This is a genomic window from Marinomonas sp. KMM3893 (genome assembly GCF_004352855.1).
In the GTDB taxonomy this organism is placed as follows: Bacteria; Pseudomonadota; Gammaproteobacteria; order Pseudomonadales; family Marinomonadaceae; genus Marinomonas; species Marinomonas arenicola.
This window is the reverse complement of sequence record NZ_SJSC01000001.1, coordinates 79222-98224: the sequence shown is the minus strand read 5'-3', so window position 1 is coordinate 98224 and position 19003 is coordinate 79222. Positions and strand designations below refer to the sequence as shown.

The following is a 19003-nucleotide window of genomic DNA, read 5'->3' as shown; positions in this document are numbered from 1 at the left end:
GCGTTGCTAATGCGTGGTGCGTTGCTAATGCGTGGTGCGTTGCTAATGTGGTGGTGCTTAGGAAGGTACGAACAAGTCCTCTTGATTGAGGCTTAGACGACGTATTCGCCCCTTCCCTAAAGGCTTTGTTATTGATTGCCCGTTTGTTTTACGTCGTAGGTGGGTGCCAATTGAACGGCACTGCTAGAAGGCAGTTGGGCTTCTTCTGCGGTTGGTGTGAGTTTCTCCAGAGACACTTGTTGAATGGCGTCATCTAGGCTGATGGGCTCAAAATAAATCAAGGTGCCTATGATCGGGTGATCAAGGTAATTAAGTTTTTTGCTGGCGGTTTTGTTGCTCTGTTCTAAGTTGAGCACCCATGTTGGCTCAAGCGTCGCAGGCAGAGTTTGGGCGGGCAGAGCGCCTTGGCTGTCCGCTTGGCTTTCTTGTTCGCTGACCGGTGGCGCAGGTCGAGGGTCAAAGCGGTAATGTTTGTATTGGATGTCAGATTCTAAATAACGGCCGAGTTTGATCGCAATCTTACCGGTTAGCTCAGGGTAGCCGTTTTTCATGACGTCGCTGTGAAAGGTTTCATGCAAGGTAGCGCCAGTCGTTTTGAAAATGAGCGTCCACTTCTTATTGACCAGCACCTCAGCGTGGGGCGCTATTTTGTTTTTAAAGCGATCAAACGGCACTGACAATTGCGCAATGTTGGCCGCCGAGGAGCGGCTGGAGTCTGCGCTAGGGGACGGGTATCTCGGCAGATTGGCCGCAGACACGAGGCTTTTATAATCAACTTGCTCGCTGGAATCCTTGTCTGGCCAGACGAACGTCAACAAATAGGCCTCATAGGCGCGTGCGGTACTTGGGTTGTACTCTGTTTCGTTGGCGGCGAACAGCTGGCTGCTAAAAGCGGCGAGGGTCAACAGCAGTAAGTAATAAGTTTTCAATGTAATTGTTCCAATGTTTTGTAGGTTTGTTGAAAGCGCTCTTCCGCGTTTGTCATGCTAGCGATGTATTTTAACGTATCTGATCCTACCAGTTTATATTGATCTGGCTTGGTTTGTATCAAACGAATCAATTTCATCGGGTCAACTGGTGTGGTGCTACTAAAGAATATTTTACCTTCTTTTTGGTTGGCTTCAATTTTAGTGATGCCCAGTTTTTCAGCTTTTAGCTTGATGTCTGTTTGTCGAAAGAGGTTTTTCGTTGGTTCAGGCAACAGCCCAAAGCGGTCAATCATCTCCACTTGTAGGTCTTTTAGGTGTTCTTCGCTGGTGGCGCTGGCGATGCGTTTGTAGAGAATCAGTCGTGAATGAACATCGCCTAGGTAGTCTTCTGGTATCAAGGCTGGGATGCGCAAATTGATGTCTGTCATAGTGGGTGAGGTGATATCAACATTGGGCGATTCGCCATTTTTCAGGGATTTCACCGCCCGATCTAACATCTCCATAAACAATGAAAAGCCGATGTGTTCAATGTGACCACTTTGGCCATCGCCCAATAGCTCGCCGGTGCCGCGTATCTCTAAGTCATGGGTGGCGAGGGTAAAGCCTGCGCCTAATGTGTCGGCAAGGGTGATGGCTTCAAGGCGTTTTTCTGCGTCCTTGGTGAGTTTTCTATCTTGTGGTGTTAATAGGTAGGCGTACGCTTGGTGGTGTGAGCGACCGACGCGTCCGCGTAATTGGTGGAGCTGAGCTAGACCAAATTTGTCAGCCCGTTCAATAATAATGGTGTTGGCGTTAGGGATGTCGATGCCGGTTTCAATGATGGTAGAACACACCAAGACATTGGCGCGTTTGTGGTAGAAGTCTGACATGACTTGTTCTAGTTCGCGCTCGCGCATTTGCCCGTGACCCACAATAACGCGCGCTTCAGGAATCAGTTCGGCCAGGTCCGCGGCGGCTTTTTCGATGCTTTGTACGTCATTATGAAGATAATAAATTTGCCCGCCACGATGCAGCTCTCGCAAGATGGCTTCTTTGATTTGGTAATCGTCTTTTTGTTTAATAAAGGTTTTTACCGACAATCGCTTAGCAGGCGGCGTGGCAATGATGGACAAATCGCGAATCCCTGATAGAGACATGTTCAATGTGCGAGGAATCGGGGTCGCGGTGAGGGTTAATATATCCACCTCGGCACGCAGTGCTTTGAATTGGTCTTTCTGTTTGACGCCAAAGCGGTGCTCTTCATCAATAATAACCAAGCCTAAATTGGCAAAGTTAATGTCGCCTTGGATGAGTTTATGGGTGCCTATGACAATGTCAGCCTTGCCGTTTTCAAGTCGTGCAATGGCTTCATTGGATTGTTTTCCTGAGCGGAATCTAGACAGTAGCTCTATTTCGACAGGCCAGTCCGCAAAGCGGTCACAGAAGTTTTCATAATGTTGCTGAGCCAGTAGGGTGGTGGGGACCAGTACCGCGACTTGCTTGCCCCCTTCAACGGCCAAAAATGCGGCGCGCATGGCGACTTCGGTTTTACCAAAGCCCACATCACCACAGACCAATCGGTCCATTGGCTTTTGCGAGGACATGTCTTGAATGACCGCGTCGATGGCCAGCTGTTGGTCAGGGGTTTCTTCAAACGGGAAGCCGGCGGAAAACAGCTCGTATTGATCGTCAGGTTTATTGAAGGCGTGACCCACACGGGCTTCGCGCTTGGCGTAAATTTCCAATAATTCAGCGGCCGTGTCACGGGCTTTTTCAGCGGCTTTTTGTTTGGCAGTGTTCCATTTATCGCTGCCCAGTTTGTGCAGCGGTGCGGTGTCTTCATCGGCGCCTGTGTAGCGCGAAATCAGCTGCAGTGAGGATACCGGAACGTACAATTTGGCTTCGTTTGCATAGCCTAAAGTGAGGAGTTCGGTTTCTTGGCCGTCTATTTGTAGATTGGTTAACCCTAAATAGCGTCCCACCCCATGATCAATGTGCACAACAGGGGCGTTCATTCGTAACTCTGTGAGGTTGCGAATGATGGCGTCTTCGTTGACGTCACCGTGTTTGCGGCGACGTTTTTGTGAGACGCGCTCCCCTAGAATTTCGCTTTCGGCGATTAGTGCGATGTCGTTTTTGATTTGAAAGCCACGACCAATATTGCCTTCGGTAATGCAGAGGGATTTTTCAGTGGCTAAAAAGTGTGACCAGTTCTCGCAATAATCGGGCTGAATTTTGTGTTTTTTGAGTAATTCAAGCAGGGCTTCGCGACGACCTGCGGACTCAGCGACAATCAGTACGCGAGCGGATGAACGGTCGAGGAAATGGCTAAGATTGCCCAGTGGCGTGGGCGATTTTGATTCTATTTTTACATTGTCCAATGCACGGTAATTGGTGTTGTCCCCTTGCTCGGAGAAAATAACACTGGCGTATTGGTTAAGGTGTGAGAACAACTCGTCTTCACGTAAGCAAATTTCCTCGGGTTTTAAAATGGGGCGTTCAATGTCGTAGTTGAGGGATTCGTGCCGGCTCCGGTAATCCAGTTGTACGCTGGCAATTTGCTCATTGAAGGTGTCCATGCGAACGATCAGGGTTTGCGGATCTAGGTAATCGAAGAAGGTGCTGGTCTCGGTAAAGAAAAGCGGCAAATAATATTCGATGCCAGAGGGAATGATGCCGCTTGAGATGTCTTGATAAAGCGGGCTAGACAGTGGGTCTGTGTCAAATCGTTCGCGAAAGTTTTGGCGAAATTGCTGAATGCCTTGCGTGCTGGTGGGGAATTCCTTAGCAGGCAGCATTTTGATTTCAGTGACCTTGTCGGTGCTGCGCTGGGTTTCGGTGTCGAAGAAACGAATGGAATCAATCTCGTTGTCGAACCAGTCGATGCGAATTGGGTTGTGGGCTCCCATAGGGAACACATCCATTAACGCGCCGCGAATGGAAAACTCGCCATGTTCATGAACGTTGTCGACATTTAAGTAGCCGGCATCAGTGAGTCTTTTGGCCAGTTTTTCAAGGGCTAATAGCTGGCCTTCTTTAACATGAAAATGTTGCGCATCGAGGTGTTGTTTCGGGCACAGTCGCGTTAAACAAGACGCGGCCGTGGTTAAGACAATAGGCGCATCGCTTTCGGATAACTTTGCCAAGGTTTCTAGGCGCTGGGAAATAATGTCTTGATGCGGTGAAAAGGCATCGTAGGGTAAGGTTTCCCAATCGCTAAAGCGCAACACGGTTTGTTGGCCGCTGCTTAAAAAAGACAGTTCGTCTTCGAGCTCGTTTAGCTCGGCGATGGTGTTGGTGATGCACACAGTAGGGCGCTTATATTGTTTTGCAATGGACAGCAGTTGCAGCGCTTTTCGGCTGCCGTCGAGTCCTTCAATAAGGTTTTTGTAGCCAGATTTAAGGGTAAGAGATAAGGCATCTAACATGATGTTTTTAAGCGTCCCTTTGGGTCGATAAAGTAAGTGAGACTGAGTCGGCAAAACGCAGCGCATGGGGCTTGCTGATGGTGACTTTCGCGGCGGTTACGTTGTTTGCGTTGGCGCAAAGTGACAGTACCTCTGAAGTCAGTTTTTCCAATAGTAAAAAGCGATTGTTCTCAACATGGTGAATGATCTTTTTGCAAAGGGTACGATAGTTAACCGCTTTGTCTATGTCGTCGCTTTGGCTTGCTTCGCCCGCGCAATAGTCGATCCAAGCATTAATCACCACATCTTGTTTGTTCTGTTTCTCAGTTTCATTAAAGCCGATGTAGGTTCTTAAGCGAAGGTTTTCTATATGAATCTGCGCATTGAGCTGAGGCATGGTGCGTATCCTAAGAATGACTGCGTTTAATTAAGTCAGAATATTGTGTCGGTTTAGTGTTGGGATGGCAACTAGGGGGGAGGCTATCTGTTGCGTGGATTTGGCAATTCTCTGACGCTATGGGGTATTTGCGCTTTTATTGAAGTGATTACCCTGTATGAAAAAAGGATATTGTAAGAAAAAAACAACAGGCAATGTTTGTTTTTTGTCCGCATGCTAGGGCGAATGTGTAAAAAAGTACCTCAATGAGCAAAGGTTAGAAGCTAAAGGCTCTGTTGAATAGTAGTCAAGCCAGCTAATGATCACTATAATACAGCGGTTTTTTGGTGAAGTGAATTTACGTTTTATAACAACCTAAGCTGTTGTTATAAGTTCATGAATGTTTTCCCGGAGGGGGTTATGAGCAAAACGTACAGTGCTTTTGTGTTCAATTTACTGTTGGGCAGAACATATGTATAAAATTACAAAAGGCCTTGAACTCCCTATTAGCGGAGCTCCCAGTCAAGTGATTGAAGATGCGGCGGCAGCGAAAACTGTTGCGGTAATCGGTCCCGATTACCATGGTATGAAACCTACCATGTTGGTTGCGGAAGGAGATAAGGTCAAAAAAGGGCAAGTCATCTTTACGGATAAGAAAACCGAAGGTGTGAAATATACTGCTCCTGCTGCGGGTACTATTGCTGCGATCAATCGTGGCGAACGACGTGTATTACAGTCGGTTGTTATCAAGCTTGAGGGCGATGAGTCTGAAAAATTTGCGACTTACGCGGGTTCCGAACTTAAAGGTCTAGATCGCGATAAAGTGGTTGAGAACCTTGTTGATTCAGGTTTGTGGACGGCGTTCCGTACTCGACCTTATTCAAAAGTTCCTGAGATTGCGTCATTACCAAGTTCTATTTTTGTTACGGCGATCGATACCAATCCTCTTGCTGCCTCCCCTGAAGTTGTTTTAGCGGACCAAACGGAAGCGTTTGCAGACGGTCTTACTGTGCTAAGTCGTTTAACGGCTGGTAAAGTGTTTTTGTGTAAAGCGCCTGGTGCCAAAATTCCAACGACGACAGACGTTGTGGTTGAAGAGTTTGCCGGTGTGCACCCAGCTGGGTTAGCAGGAACTCATATCCATTTCCTTGATCCTGTTAGTGATAAGAAAACAGTTTGGTCTATTAATTACCAAGATGTTGTTGCTATCGGCAAGCTTTTTGTTACGGGTGAGTTGAGTGTGGAACGTGTTATTTCCATTGCTGGACCACAGGTGAAAAAACCGCGTCTTGTTCGTACTCAAATCGGTGCGAATTTGGATGCATTGCTCGCGAATGAATTGGCAGATGGCGATAATCGCGTTATTTCTGGTTCAGTATTGTCTGGCCGTAACACATTCGGTCCGTTTGCCTTCCTTGGTCGTTACCACAACCAAGTGACTGTTATTCGAGAAGGGCGTGAGCGCGAAATGATGCATTACCTGCGCGCGGGTACTGAGAAACATTCTGTATTGAATGTGTTCTTATCTAAGCTGACAGGCAAGTCGTCGTTTGATATGACGTCTACGACCAATGGTAGTGACCGTACTATGTTGCCACTGGGTCACTTTGAACGCTTAATGCCAATGGATATTTTGCCAACGCAGTTGTTGCGTGCATTGGTGGTGAATGATACTGAGCAAGCACAGAAATTGGGTGCGCTAGAGTTAGACGAAGAAGATTTGGCTCTTTGTACTTATAGCTGCTCTGGTAAATTCGAATATGGCCCGATCCTTCGGGATTGCCTAACTCTAATAGAGAAAGAGGGTTAATTCATGGGGCTTAGAAAAGTACTCGACAAAATGGAACCATCGTTCCATACCGGCGGAAAATACGAAAAATGGTATGCGCTTTACGAAGCGGTTGATACGATTTTTTACCGTCCTAGCTCGGTAACACGCAATGGCTCACACGTTCGTGATGCTGTGGATATGAAACGCATCATGATCTTGGTCTGGATGTGTACCTTCCCTGCAATGTTCTTTGGCATGTACAACATTGGCTTCCAAGCAAACACCGCGTTGCAAGCAATGAATGTGGGTGCTGGAGACGATTGGCGTCAAGCGATTATTGGTGGTTTGACTGCTTATAATCCAGCCAGCATTTGGGATAACATGATTTATGGCGCTATGTATTTCTTGCCAGTGTATCTTGTTACCTTTGTTGTAGGTGGTTTCTGGGAAGTGTTGTTTGCTGCCGTGCGTAAGCACGAAGTGAACGAAGGCTTCTTTGTTACTTCTATCCTGTTTGCCTTGACGTTACCGCCGACAGTGCCTTTATGGCAGGTCGCTTTAGGTATCTCTTTTGGTGTTGTGCTAGGTAAAGAAGTGTTTGGTGGTACCGGGAAAAACTTCCTGAACCCTGCGTTAGCAGGTCGTGCCTTCTTGTTCTTCGCTTACCCTGCCTCTATGTCTGGTGATTCAGTCTGGACAGCAGTAGATGGCTTTTCTGGCGCGACGGCATTAAGTCAGCTTGCGGCAGATGGCGTGGCGAACCTAACGACAACTTGGTCAGATGCCTTCTTTGGCTTCATGCAAGGTTCGATGGGTGAAACGTCTACCTTGGCTATCTTTATTGGTGGCGCTATCTTGTTGGTGATGAGAATCGCAGCATGGCGTATCGTGGCCGGTGTGATGATTGGCCTGATTGCTACTTCTGTTATGTTTAACCTTATCGGTTCTGACACAAACCCAATGTTTGCAACACCTTGGTACTGGCACATGGTATTAGGTGGTTTCGCATTCGGTATGATGTTCATGGCGACAGACCCTGTGTCTGCTTCGATGACAGAACGCGGTAAATGGTTCTACGGTGCATTAATTGGTGTCATGGTTGTGCTAGTTCGTGTTGTTAACCCTGCGTACCCTGAAGGTATGATGTTGGCAATCCTGTTTGCGAATCTGTTTGCACCATTTATTGATCACTTTATTGTTCAAGCAAACATCAAACGGAGGATTGCACGCAATGGCTAGCGGTAACGAAAGCATCAAAAAGACTCTCTTAGTCGCGTTGGCTCTATGTTTGGTTTGTTCTGTCTTTGTTGCCGCGGCAGCAGTGGGGCTTAAGCCTATTCAGAAAGCAAATAAAGACTTAGACCGTAAGCAAAACATCCTAGCGGCCGCTGGCATGTTAGAGCCTGGTAAGTCAGTTGATGAGATTTTCAAAAACGTTGAAACACGTATTGTTAACTTAAAAACGGGCGATTTTGCGACGCCTGCTGAGATCAAAGAAGCGGGCATTAACCCTGCTACTTACGATCAAAAAGCAGCGGCAAAAAATCCTAAGCTATCAATAGCATTGCCAGCAGACAAAGACCCAGCAAGCATTAAGCGTCGCGCTAAATACGCCGCTGTGTACATTGTTAAGTCTGGTGACAAGATTGATCGCATTGTATTGCCAGTACATGGCTACGGCTTGTGGTCAACAATGTACGGCTTTATGGCGCTACAGAATGACTTTTCTACCGTGGTTGGTTTTGGCTTCTACGATCAAGGTGAGACACCTGGATTGGGCGGCGAAGTAGACAACCCGAACTGGAAAGCCTTGTGGAAAGGCAAAGAAGTATACAACGACCAAGGTCAAGCTGTGATTGCGCTTGTGAAAGGCGGTGTTAGTAAGTCAGACCCTGATGCTTCTCATAAAGTAGATGGTTTGTCTGGTGCAACACTGACAAGTCGTGGTGTAACGCATCTTGTTCAATACTGGTTGGGCGATGATGGTTTTGGACCTTTCTTGGCGAAACTTCGTAGTGGAGGAGAGAAATAATGTCTGAAGTGAAAAAGGTTCTTTTTGGACCGATTCTCGCTAATAACCCAATTGCGCTACAAATCCTTGGTATTTGTTCTGCGCTAGCGGTTACTAGTAGCATGAATGTTAGTTTGGTTATGGCCATCGCACTGACGTTGGTTACCGCATTTTCTAACTTCTTTATTGCGATCATTCGTAACTACATTCCAAGCAGCATCCGTATCATAGTACAGATGATCATCATTGCTTCTTTGGTAATCGTGGTTGACCAGGTATTAAGAGCGTTTGCTTTTGAAATCAGTAAGCAGCTTTCCGTTTTCGTTGGTTTGATCATTACGAACTGTATCGTAATGGGTCGTGCTGAAGCGTATGCCATGAAAAATGGTCCAGGCATGAGCTTCTTAGACGGTATCGGTAACGGTCTTGGTTACAGCGCCATGTTGATGGTAGTCGCGTTTTTCCGCGAACTATTGGGCGCAGGTAAGCTGTTCGGTCATGTGGTTTTTGAAACAGTGCAAAACGGTGGTTGGTACCAGCCAAACGGTTTGATGCTTCTTCCGCCTAGTGCTTTCTTCGTTATTGGTTTGATTATTTGGGCGTTGCGCTCTTATAAGAAAGAGCAAGTGGAAGAGCCTGAGTTCAAGATTGCAGCTAACTCACGTGCTCAGGAGGCGCTATAAATGGAACATTTAATTAGTCTGTTTGTTAAAGCGGTTTTCGTTGAAAACATGGCTTTGGCCTTCTTCTTAGGTATGTGTACTTTGTTGGCGTTGTCCAAAAAAGTAGAAACAGCCCTAGGTCTAGGTATTGCGGTTGTTGTGGTGCTTGCCATCACGGTTCCTTTGAACAACTTGTTGTACCAAAACTTATTGAAAGACGGCGCTCTACAATGGGCCGGTCTGCCAAATGTTGACTTAAGCTTCTTGGGTCTACTGAGCTACATCGGTGTTATTGCGGCTGTGGTTCAGATATTGGAAATGGCGCTAGATAAGTATATGCCCGCGTTATACAACGCATTGGGTGTGTTCTTGCCACTTATCACAGTAAACTGTGCCATCATGGGTGCGTCTTTGTTCATGGTTGAGCGTGATTACAACTTTAGTGAAAGTGTTGTCTATGGCGTTGGTGCTGGTATCGGTTGGGCGTTGGCGATTGCTGCGCTTGCGGGTATCCGTGAAAAGCTTAAATACTCAGATGTTCCAGCGGGTCTTCGTGGTCTAGGTATTACCTTTATCACTGTTGGCTTGATGAGCTTAGGCTTTATGTCATTTTCGGGCGTGCAGCTTTAAACCTGCATACAATAGACAACCAAGAATAAGGTTTAACTAACATGGTCAACTTAGAAATTATTCTAGGTGTGGTGATGTTCACAGCTATCGTATTGGGTCTTGTGGCAATTATTCTTGCTGCTCGTGCTCGATTGGTAAGCTCTGGTGACGTAACAATCCGCATCAATGGTGAAAGGGAAGTAACAACCGCGGCGGGCGGTAAGTTACTTCAGACTTTGGCTGGCAATGGTATTTTCCTATCGTCCGCGTGTGGCGGTGGTGGTACCTGTGCGCAGTGTAAGTGTAAAGTGACAACCGGTGGCGGCTCTATGTTGTCCACTGAGCAGTCTCACTTTACTCGTCGTGAAGAGAAGGAAGGTTACCGCCTTTCTTGTCAGGTAGCGGTTAAGCAGGATATGGATGTCGAAGTACCTGAAGAGGTGTTTGGTGTTAAGGCTTGGGAGTGTACTGTTGAGTCTAACCCTAACGTTGCGACCTTCATTAAAGAGCTAACACTAAAATTACCAGAAGGCGAGAATGTCGATTTCCGCGCTGGTGGTTATGTTCAGCTTGAAGCGCCAGCTCACACGGTGAATTACAAAGATTTTGATATCGATGAAGAATATCGTGGTGATTGGGATAAGTTCAATCTTTGGAAGTTTGTCTCTAAAGTAGATGAGACGGTTATCCGTGCTTACTCTATGGCGAACTACCCTGAAGAAAGAGGCGTGGTTAAGTTTAATATTCGTATTGCTTCGCCACCACCAGGAAAAGACGACTTGCCACCAGGTCAAATGTCTTCTTATGTCTTTAGCCTGAAACCAGGTGATAAGATTAAAGTATATGGACCATTTGGTGAGTTCTTTGCGAAAGACACAGACGCTGAAATGGTGTTTGTGGGCGGTGGTGCTGGTATGGCGCCAATGCGTTCACACATCTTTGACCAGCTTAAACGTCTGCATTCTACTCGTAAGATCTCTTTCTGGTATGGTGCTCGTAGTGTGCGTGAAGCATTCTATGTTGAAGAGTACGATAAGCTTCAAGAAGAAAATGAAAACTTTGAATGGCATTTGGCTTTGTCTGATCCGCAACCAGAAGATAACTGGGATGGTAAGACTGGCTTCATTCATAACGTTCTTTATGAAAGCTATCTGAAAGATCACCCAGCGCCAGAAGATTGTGAGTTCTACATGTGTGGGCCTCCAATGATGAATGCGTCGGTTATTAAAATGCTAGAAGACCTAGGTGTTGAGAAAGAAAATATTCTCCTCGATGACTTTGGTGGCTAGTGTTCAAATGATAAGACCTGCCATTTAGGCGGGTCTTATTTTGTTTATGCATTGCTTGTGTGCAGTGTCTAAACAAAATAAAAGTGTGTCTCTGTTTTGTCTGTCTCATTGGGTTTTCTTATTTGTTTCTGAATTGAGAGCGGCTTGACTCACTCCCTGCACCATTAGTTGTTAAGGTGTAAGAGGATCAATTGGCGTTGTGATGAACGCCTCAACACAGTTTTAAGTTTGCGATGGTGGTACTGCTGCCCTCGTTTTTTGGAGAAAGAGTATGTTGACGATTGTTTTGGCGTTTGCGCTTATGTTGTTGTTGGTGGCGGCTATGGCCATTGGTGTCATTATGGGAAGAAAGCCGATTGCTGGTTCCTGTGGTGGTATGAGTGCTTTGGGTATGGAAGTTGCTTGTGATATCTGTGGTGGCGACAAAGGCAAATGCGAAAAAGAAGAAAAAACAGCTTCCAAAAGCGCTTCAAGTGAAACGTTTTACGACGCGTCTAAGTAAATGAATTTTTAAAGAGGATACTATGACGACAAGACATTACGATGTCGTGGTGCTAGGTACCGGCCCTGCTGGTGAAGGCGCTGCTATGAATGCGGCCAAGGCAGGAAAAAAAGTGGCAGTTGTTGAGGCTAGTCCACAAGTCGGAGGGAGTTGTACGCACCTAGGAACAATCCCATCAAAAGCCTTGCGTCACGCTGTAAAAGAGATTATCGCCTTTAATACAAATCCGATGTTTCGTGATATTGGTGAGCCTCGTTGGTTTTCTTTTCCTAAGGTATTAGACAGAGCCAATAAAGTCATTGATAAGCAGGTAATGGGTCGTACTGAATATTACGCTCGTAACCGCATCGATATCTATTTTGGTCGTGGTAAGTTTAAAGACGCAAACACCATTGAGGTGAATACCTACGAACGTGGTCCAGAGTTGTTGGTGGCAGAAAAAGTGGTCATTGCAACGGGTTCGCGTCCTTATCGTCCTGCGAATATTGACTTCACGCATCCTCGAATTTATTGCTCTGATACTATTCTGAGTTTGAGTCACACGCCGCGTTCTTTGATTATTTACGGTGCGGGTGTGATCGGCTGTGAGTACGCGTCTATTTTCTGTGGCTTGGGTGTGCGTGTTGAGTTGATCAACCCAGGTAAGAAATTGTTAAGCTTCTTGGACGATGAAATCACCGATGCCTTGAGTTATCACTTGCGCGATGGTGGTGTCTTGATTCGCCACAATGAGACCTATGAGTCTGTGGAAACCACGGAGCGTGGTGTTGTGATGAACATGGCGTCTGGCAAGAAATTGCGTGCCGATGCGTTATTGTTTTGTAATGGTCGCTCTGGCAATACAGATTCTTTGGGTCTGGACAGCATTGGTTTGGAAGCTAATGGTCGTGGTCAACTGGCGGTTAACGATACGTATCAAACGCAAGTTGAGAACGTCTATGCAGCGGGTGATGTGATCGGCTGGCCAAGTTTGGCGAGTGCTGCTTACGACCAAGGTCGAGCGGTAGCGGCCAATATGTTTGGTATTCAAGGTGGTCACTTTATCAGTGAAGTGCCAACCGGGATTTACACCATTCCAGAAATCAGTTCTATCGGTAAAACGGAAGCGGAATTGACGGCGGAAAAAGTGCCTTACGAAGTGGGTCGTGCTTTCTTTAAAAACACGGCGCGCGCGCAGATTACGGGTGAAGCGGTGGGTATGTTAAAAATACTTTTCCATCGTGAAAGCTTGGAGATCTTGGGGATCCATTGTTTTGGTGACCAAGCGTCAGAGATTGTTCACATTGGCCAGGCGATTATGAAGCAGCCAGGTGAGCAGAACTCGTTGAAATACTTTTTGAACACAACGTTTAACTATCCAACGATGGCAGAAGCGTACCGTGTTGCTGCGCTAAACGGCTTTAATCGCGTTTTCTAAGGTCGTTTACCGTTCATAAAAAAGGCATTCACTCTTGCGGGTGAATGCCTTTTTTTGTTGGTTCTGGGTGGGATCAAAGGGGGCGATTAGCTGCCTTTGATGGCATAAATGCCTTTCAGGTTTCTGAATGCACCCTTGTAGTCCATGCCGAAGCCGAACAAAAAGCGGTCTTCAACGTCTAGACCAATGTAATCAGGGGTCATGTCTACTTTGCGATCGTGAAGTTTATTAACGATCGTAGCGGAAAACACGCTGTTTGCGCCCTGTGCTTCAAACCATTCGATGATGGCTTGCAAGGTGTGTCCTTGATCGAAAATATCATCAACAATCAAGACGTCTCTGCCGCTGATGTCTGTCTGAGGGTAGCTCATCCACTTCAGATTGGTTCCTTCGGTTTCCATGCCGTAGCGTGAGGCGTGAACATAGTCCAGCTCAATAGGAAACGACAAGCGCTCGATCAAGGCTGCGGTCGGAATCAATCCGCCATTCATTACGCAAATAACAAGCGGTAGCTTATCTGCTAGGTCGGTGGTGATTTGTTTTGCCATGCTATCTAAAGCGGTGTCGATTTGCTGAGCATCGATAAGGCAGTCGGACTCATCTAAAATGGTATTTAGATCGTTGATTTTGTTGATCATAAGTAACTCTGCTTGTAATGATCGCGTGATTTTAACCTAATCTTGACCAGATGCTAAGTTTTTAATTTTATGGATGCTGGCGCACAAGCAAGTTGACGCCAGAATGATAACCCAAAGGGACTGCAGCCAGATCAAAAAGATGGGAAGGGCGGCGAACGCGCCATAAACCACTTGGTAGGAACTGAAGAAGTGGGCAAAGCGGCTGAATATCGTATTTAAAATAAAGAGGGCGATGGCGCCGAATAAGGATGCAATAGAGGCGAGCTTGAGGGACACCTCGGTGTTGGGTGTTAAAAAGTTAAGGGTCAGCAATATGAGAAAGTACATAGCAATGCGCCCAAAGCTTAATAGATTGCTGATCCAGGTGTTGGGTTCGATGTCGCGAATTTGAAAAGACAGCATGGTGCCAGATAGGCTCAAGGAGGCGGCCAATAAAATCGGCCCTAGCGTTAGCATTGCCCAGTAAGTGAGCAGCCTTTCGCGTACTTTGCGTTTCTTTTTGATGTTCCAGATGGATTGAACGCTGTCTTCAAAAGAGTTCAATAGTAAGAGTGCGGTAAAGACCAAGGCGACTAAGCCCGCGGCGGGTAGGTTTTTGGTTTGTTCCGAAAACTTGAGTAAGTAGGGGAAAATGGCATCACTGGTGCCGGCAGTCAGGTGAGACTCGATGAAGTCAAAAAACTGCGTTTGCATGTGCTGTAAGGCAGGAGTGAACCCTAGAATCCCAATGATGATAGTGATGATGGGGACGGCGGCTAATAGGCTGGATAGGGTGAGTTGGGCCGCTCTTTGGGTTAAATGGCTTTGTTGGAATTGTTTCCATGTCTCGCGCCAGTACATTGCAGCTGTTTGGACGTTGAATTGGGGGCGCTTTAGCATGGGGGTCTCCGTCAATAATATAGGGTGACGATAGCATAATTCGTCATGAATTAGACAGTGGAGTAGGGTGTTGTTGCACATTGCACAATAACAGTGCAAGTCGCTCTATTTTGGTGAGAGTCCATTGTGTTCGCGCTCTTTTATGCTAATATGGATCTCGTTCCTTTTGTGATATTTGTTCTGATGAATAACAAAACGTATGTTTTGTCTATTCTCGGTTCCTTGGTGACGAAAAGTCATTTTTAGCCCAGTTTATCTGGGCTTTTTTTATGCCTATCAGTTGACGACAAGTAATCCATCCCTATAATAGCGCACCATACAAATGACAATGAATACTCTATTTATCAATGAAATAGAGATTTTGGCTTTATGTGGAATGTCGTTTTATTCTGTATAGCTTTATGTTTTTTGTAAGCGTATAATATCGCGGAAATTGCAGTGGGCCAGTAGCTCAGTTGGATAGAGCACCCGCCTTCTAAGCGGGTGGTCGCGGGTTCGAATCCTGCCTGGCCTACCATTTTGCAATGATCTGCCCTTATTCTTAGTCGTGCTCTTTAACAGAGTTTCTCATCAAGAGAATTCCCCTTTTCGTGTGTTTGTCTATATAGCTCGATTAATTGAGTGTTTTCCTTTCTTCTTTAACGCTTTTTGTCTGTTGCCAAATCAGTCTGTGTGTTTTTTATGGGTTGCCCATGGTTCTCGAATTCAATGAGTGCGGTAAGTCTGTTCATTCGGCGTTTTGATAAAGGGTTTGACTCCTTAGTTATCCTTCATTAACATACCGCCACAATTTTCAGTGAAGTATACGTTGAAAGTACTGTAAACAGTGAGTTCAGTCATTTGGAACTGGCGACTGTGAGAGCGTGATCATTACGCTTAAATTGTAGGGTGTTTTGGGTTTATGTTTGCTGCGTTTTGCAGGCGATTCAAAGTGTTCTGTGTACAGGCTTTTAATGCATTATTTTGCACGTTTAAACTAGGTTTTGTTGGTCACTATTGGGTTGCGCTTCGCGCAACAACGCCGGCAAATAAAGCAAGTTCCCGAGAGGAAGTTTTATGCAAGTTTCTGTAGAGACAACGTCTCCAATCGAGCGCGTTCTTACCATCAGTGTTCCAGCTGCTCGTATCGAAGAAAAAGTAAGTGCCGAAGTGGCAAAAACAGCGAAAACAGTTCGCATTGACGGTTTTCGTAAAGGTAAAGTGCCAGTAAGTGTTGTTAAAAAACGCTACGGCCAAGGCATTCGTATGGAAGCGGTTGAGCAAATCATGCGTGACGCTTACATGGAAGCACTTCAAAAAGAAGAATTGCAACCTGCTGGTATGCCTGCAATTGAGCCTAAAAACTTCGCTGAAGGTGAAGATTTAGAGTTTGTTGCTAAAGTAGAAGTTTACCCTGAAATCACATTGGCTGATGCCTCTGCTATCACTGTAAATCGTGTTAGCTCTGACGTAACAGACGCTGATGTTGATACCATGCTTGAAACATTGCGTAAGCAAAATGCTGATTGGGCCGCTGTTGAGCGTGAAGCTGCAGACGGCGACCAAGTAACCATCGATTTTGTTGGTTACCTAGGTGACGAAGCATTTGAAGGTGGCGCTGCAGAAGGTCACAAACTAGTACTTGGCTCTAACACAATGATTCCTGGCTTTGAAACAGGCATCTTGGGCGCTAAAGCGTCTGAAGAGCGTACTATCTCTGTTACTTTCCCAGAAGATTACCAAGCAGAGAATTTGAAAGGCAAAGAAGCAACGTTCAAAATTACCGTTGCAGAAGTTGCTGAACAAATCGTTCCTGAATTGAACGACGCTTTTGTTGAAAAATTCGGTCTAGAAGAAGCGACTGTTGAAGCGCTTCGTGCTGAAGTTCGCAAAAACATGGATCGCGAGTTAAACCAAGCGGTTAAAGCAAAATTGAAAAACGCATTGTTTGATGGTTTATTGTCTATCAACGGTGACGTGCAAGTGCCTTCTGCTTTGGTTGATCAAGAAGTTGATGCATTGCGTAAGCAAGCGGCTCAGCAGTTTGGCGGTCAAGGTTTTGACGCTTCCCAATTGCCTGCAGAATTGTTCCAAGACGAAGCGACAAAACGCGCTAAACTTGGTTTGCTAATTTCTGAAGTTATCAAGCAAAACGATCTTAAAGTGGATGATGATCGAGTTCGTGCCTTCCTAGAAGACATGGCTCAATCTTACCAAGAGCCACAACAAGTTATCGATTACTACTTGAAGAACAAAGAGCAGCTATCACAAGTTCAATCTGCTGTACTTGAAGAGCAAGTTGTTGATAAACTGTTAGAAACAGCTCAAATTACTGATGTAACTTTGGGTTATGAAGACGCTATCAAGCCAGAAGCCCAAGCTGAAAAAGAAGGGCAAGAAGCATAAGATTCTTCTTATCTTTTTAAATAAGGCCGACATAGCATTAGTTATGTCGGCTTTTTTGTTTTAAGGAATGTGATATGAATTTGACTAATCCAACGACAGGCCCGGTTGCCATCACAAGTAACGGTCTGGTTCCAATGGTAATTGAACAGACAGCTCGTGGAGAAAGATCGTTTGATATTTATTCGCGATTATTAAAAGAGCGCGTTATCTTTTTAGTTGGCCAAGTAGAAGATCACATGGCGAACCTTGTTGTGGCTCAGTTGTTGTTTTTGGAATCTGAAAACCCAGATAAAGACATTCACCTATACATCAATTCACCAGGTGGATCGGTCACAGCGGGCATGTCAATTTATGATACTATGCAGTTCATCAAACCAGATGTGAGCACCATGTGTATTGGTCAAGCAGCAAGTATGGGTGCGCTTCTTCTTACTGCGGGTGCTGAAGGTAAGCGTTATTGCTTGCCAAATTCACGTGTAATGATTCACCAACCTCTTGGTGGGTATCAGGGGCAAGCGTCTGATATTGAAATTCATACTCGTGAAATTTTGAGCATTAAGCATAAATTGAATGAGATCATTTCGTTTCATACCGGTAAGCCAATTGAGCAAGTTGCCATCGATACAGATCGAGACAACTTTATGAATCCTGAAACGGCGAAAGAGTACGGTCTGATTGATGAAATTTTACAAAAACGTACGGTTTAAAAGGGTGGAATAAATGTCGGATGATAAGTTTAGCCGTGGCGACCACTCTGATCGGCTATTATATTGTTCTTTCTGCGGAAAGAGCCAAGACGAAGTTAAGAAGCTGATTGCAGGGCCTTCGGTCTATATTTGTAATGAATGTGTTGATCTATGCAACAACATTATTACTCAAGAGTTATTGCAAGGCGATACGCCAGGTGAGGCCAGTGATGAGCTGCCAACACCGGCTAAATTAAGTGCGTCTTTGGATGAATATGTTATTGGTCAGGATCGTGCGAAGCGCGTCTTGGCGGTAGCGGTTTATAACCATTACAAGCGTTTGCGTCACCAAGGTAAGACCGACAATAATATTGAATTAGGTAAGAGTAACATTCTCCTGATTGGTCCTACTGGTAGTGGTAAAACCTTGTTAGCTCAAACGCTTGCTCGCGTGTTGGATGTGCCGTTTACGATTGCGGATGCCACTACGCTAACAGAAGCAGGTTATGTGGGTGAAGATGTTGAAAACATTATCCAGAAATTGCTTCAAAGCTGTGATTACGATGTAGAGAAAGCGCAGCGCGGTATCGTCTATATTGATGAGATTGATAAAATCTCACGCAAGTCTGATAACCCATCGATTACACGTGATGTGTCTGGTGAAGGTGTTCAGCAGGCGCTATTGAAGTTGATTGAAGGAACCGTTGCGTCTGTGCCTCCACAAGGTGGGCGTAAGCATCCTCAGCAAGAGTTTTTGCAAGTAGATACTTCAAATATTCTGTTTATCTGTGGCGGTGCATTTGCTGGCCTAGAGCGCGTTATTAGTGAGCGTACAGAAAAAAGTAGTATTGGTTTCTCAGCCAAAGTGAAAAGCAAAGAAGAAGGTCGATCTTTCTCTGAAGCGGTTCACCAAGTTGAGACAGAAGACCTTGTTAAATTCGGTTTGATCCCTGAGTTTGTCGGTCGTTTGCCAGTGGTTGCTACCTTGTCAGAGCTTGATGAAGAAGCATTGGTTACCATTCTTAGCCAGCCTAAGAATGCGCTGACTAAGCAGTATCAGCATCTGTTTGAGCTAGAAGGTGTGGAACTTGAATTTACACCAGAAGCGCTAAAAGAAGCGGCTGCATTGGCATTGGAGCGAAAAACCGGTGCTCGTGGTTTGCGTAGTATTTTGGAATCCGCTTTGTTGGATTGCATGTACGACCTTCCTGCACGCAGTGATGTGTCAAAAGTAGTGATGGACGCCGCCTCTATGAAAGGTGAATCTGCGCCTTTGATGGTGTTGGAAAAAGAAGAATTAGCGAAAAACGGCTAATTTCTGTCTGACTTACTGCGAAAGCCGAGTTTGAATATTCTATTCGAACTCGGCTTTTTTTTTAGTGTTAGATTCAAAAACTGCATGTACACTGAATTCAACGTGCTGATACGGTTGTTTTTTTTATTATTGTCCTTATCTCTTTCCT

The 19003-nt window shown here is 45.6% G+C and carries 16 protein-coding genes and 1 tRNA gene; 12 read left to right on the top strand and 5 right to left on the bottom strand.

From position 1 onward, the window contains the following. Positions 1 to 128: 128 nt before the first annotated feature. The 3 genes from E0D71_RS00460 to folX are packed head-to-tail and all read right to left on the bottom strand — an operon-like array spanning position 129 to position 4712. Positions 129 to 929, bottom strand: coding sequence for a CsiV family protein (locus E0D71_RS00460; protein ID WP_133001341.1), 801 nt, complete (start codon positions 927 to 929; stop codon positions 129 to 131). Then, positions 926 to 4336, bottom strand: coding sequence for a transcription-repair coupling factor (gene mfd / locus E0D71_RS00455; protein ID WP_133001340.1), 3411 nt, complete (start codon positions 4334 to 4336; stop codon positions 926 to 928). Before mfd ends, E0D71_RS00460 begins: the two co-directional genes overlap by 4 nt. A gap of 7 nt (positions 4337 to 4343) precedes the next feature. Beyond that, positions 4344 to 4712 carry a dihydroneopterin triphosphate 2'-epimerase gene (gene folX / locus E0D71_RS00450; RefSeq protein WP_133001339.1) on the bottom strand — a complete coding sequence of 123 codons (369 nt, stop codon included), beginning with the start codon at positions 4710 to 4712 and terminating at the stop codon, positions 4344 to 4346. Positions 4713 to 5163: 451 nt separating this feature from the next. Here folX and E0D71_RS00445 point away from each other — a divergent pair, with 451 nt between their 5' ends. The 8 genes from E0D71_RS00445 (at position 5164) to sthA (ending at position 12952) form a co-directional block, all read left to right on the top strand. Then, a complete protein-coding gene (locus E0D71_RS00445; protein WP_133001338.1) occupies positions 5164 to 6501 on the top strand; it encodes a Na(+)-translocating NADH-quinone reductase subunit A in 1338 nt (445 codons plus the stop codon). Between the two features lie 3 nt (positions 6502 to 6504). After that, on the top strand, positions 6505 to 7701 hold the full coding sequence (locus E0D71_RS00440; RefSeq protein WP_133001337.1) for an NADH:ubiquinone reductase (Na(+)-transporting) subunit B: 1197 nt from the start codon (positions 6505 to 6507) through the stop codon (positions 7699 to 7701). Further along, positions 7694 to 8494 (top strand): Na(+)-translocating NADH-quinone reductase subunit C, encoded by an 801-nt coding sequence (locus tag E0D71_RS00435; protein WP_133001336.1) that lies wholly within the window; start codon positions 7694 to 7696, stop codon positions 8492 to 8494. The genes E0D71_RS00440 and E0D71_RS00435 overlap by 8 nt, the downstream gene beginning before the upstream one ends. Continuing rightward, entirely contained in the window at positions 8494 to 9156 is a 663-nt protein-coding gene (locus E0D71_RS00430) for an NADH:ubiquinone reductase (Na(+)-transporting) subunit D (protein ID WP_133001335.1), read from the top strand. The genes E0D71_RS00435 and E0D71_RS00430 overlap by 1 nt, the downstream gene beginning before the upstream one ends. Then, the gene (nqrE, locus tag E0D71_RS00425; protein WP_133001334.1) at positions 9157 to 9765 is read left to right on the top strand and encodes an NADH:ubiquinone reductase (Na(+)-transporting) subunit E; all 609 of its coding nucleotides are present in this window, start codon (positions 9157 to 9159) and stop codon (positions 9763 to 9765) included. A gap of 41 nt (positions 9766 to 9806) precedes the next feature. Then, the gene (gene nqrF / locus E0D71_RS00420) at positions 9807 to 11033 is read left to right on the top strand and encodes an NADH:ubiquinone reductase (Na(+)-transporting) subunit F (RefSeq protein WP_133001333.1); all 1227 of its coding nucleotides are present in this window, start codon (positions 9807 to 9809) and stop codon (positions 11031 to 11033) included. Positions 11034 to 11304: 271 nt separating this feature from the next. After that, positions 11305 to 11535, top strand: coding sequence for a (Na+)-NQR maturation NqrM (gene nqrM / locus E0D71_RS00415; RefSeq protein ID WP_133001332.1), 231 nt, complete (start codon positions 11305 to 11307; stop codon positions 11533 to 11535). Positions 11536 to 11557: 22 nt separating this feature from the next. Next, positions 11558 to 12952: a Si-specific NAD(P)(+) transhydrogenase gene (gene sthA / locus E0D71_RS00410; protein WP_133001331.1), complete on the top strand. Its 1395-nt coding sequence runs from the start codon at positions 11558 to 11560 to the stop codon at positions 12950 to 12952. Between the two features lie 86 nt (positions 12953 to 13038). Here sthA and E0D71_RS00405 read toward each other — a convergent pair whose 3' ends face one another. Both E0D71_RS00405 and E0D71_RS00400 read right to left on the bottom strand, forming a co-directional pair. Beyond that, on the bottom strand, positions 13039 to 13590 hold the full coding sequence (locus tag E0D71_RS00405; RefSeq protein WP_133001330.1) for a hypoxanthine-guanine phosphoribosyltransferase: 552 nt from the start codon (positions 13588 to 13590) through the stop codon (positions 13039 to 13041). A 36-nt stretch (positions 13591 to 13626) separates the two neighbouring features. Beyond that, on the bottom strand, positions 13627 to 14469 hold the full coding sequence (locus E0D71_RS00400) for a YihY family inner membrane protein (RefSeq protein ID WP_165942933.1): 843 nt from the start codon (positions 14467 to 14469) through the stop codon (positions 13627 to 13629). Positions 14470 to 14909: 440 nt separating this feature from the next. On the opposite strand from E0D71_RS00400, the gene E0D71_RS00395 reads away from it, so the two are divergent. The 4 genes from E0D71_RS00395 to clpX all read left to right on the top strand — a co-directional run bounded on the left by E0D71_RS00395 (position 14910) and on the right by clpX (position 18855). Beyond that, positions 14910 to 14986, top strand: a tRNA-Arg gene (locus E0D71_RS00395). Between the two features lie 539 nt (positions 14987 to 15525). Continuing rightward, on the top strand, positions 15526 to 16854 hold the full coding sequence (tig, locus tag E0D71_RS00390; protein ID WP_133001329.1) for a trigger factor: 1329 nt from the start codon (positions 15526 to 15528) through the stop codon (positions 16852 to 16854). Positions 16855 to 16928: 74 nt separating this feature from the next. After that, on the top strand, positions 16929 to 17561 hold the full coding sequence (gene clpP, locus E0D71_RS00385) for an ATP-dependent Clp endopeptidase proteolytic subunit ClpP (RefSeq protein ID WP_133001328.1): 633 nt from the start codon (positions 16929 to 16931) through the stop codon (positions 17559 to 17561). Positions 17562 to 17574: 13 nt separating this feature from the next. After that, complete coding sequence (clpX, locus tag E0D71_RS00380; protein ID WP_133001327.1) at positions 17575 to 18855, top strand: ATP-dependent protease ATP-binding subunit ClpX; 1281 nt, start codon at positions 17575 to 17577, stop codon at positions 18853 to 18855. The last annotated feature ends 148 nt before the right edge of the window (positions 18856 to 19003 follow it).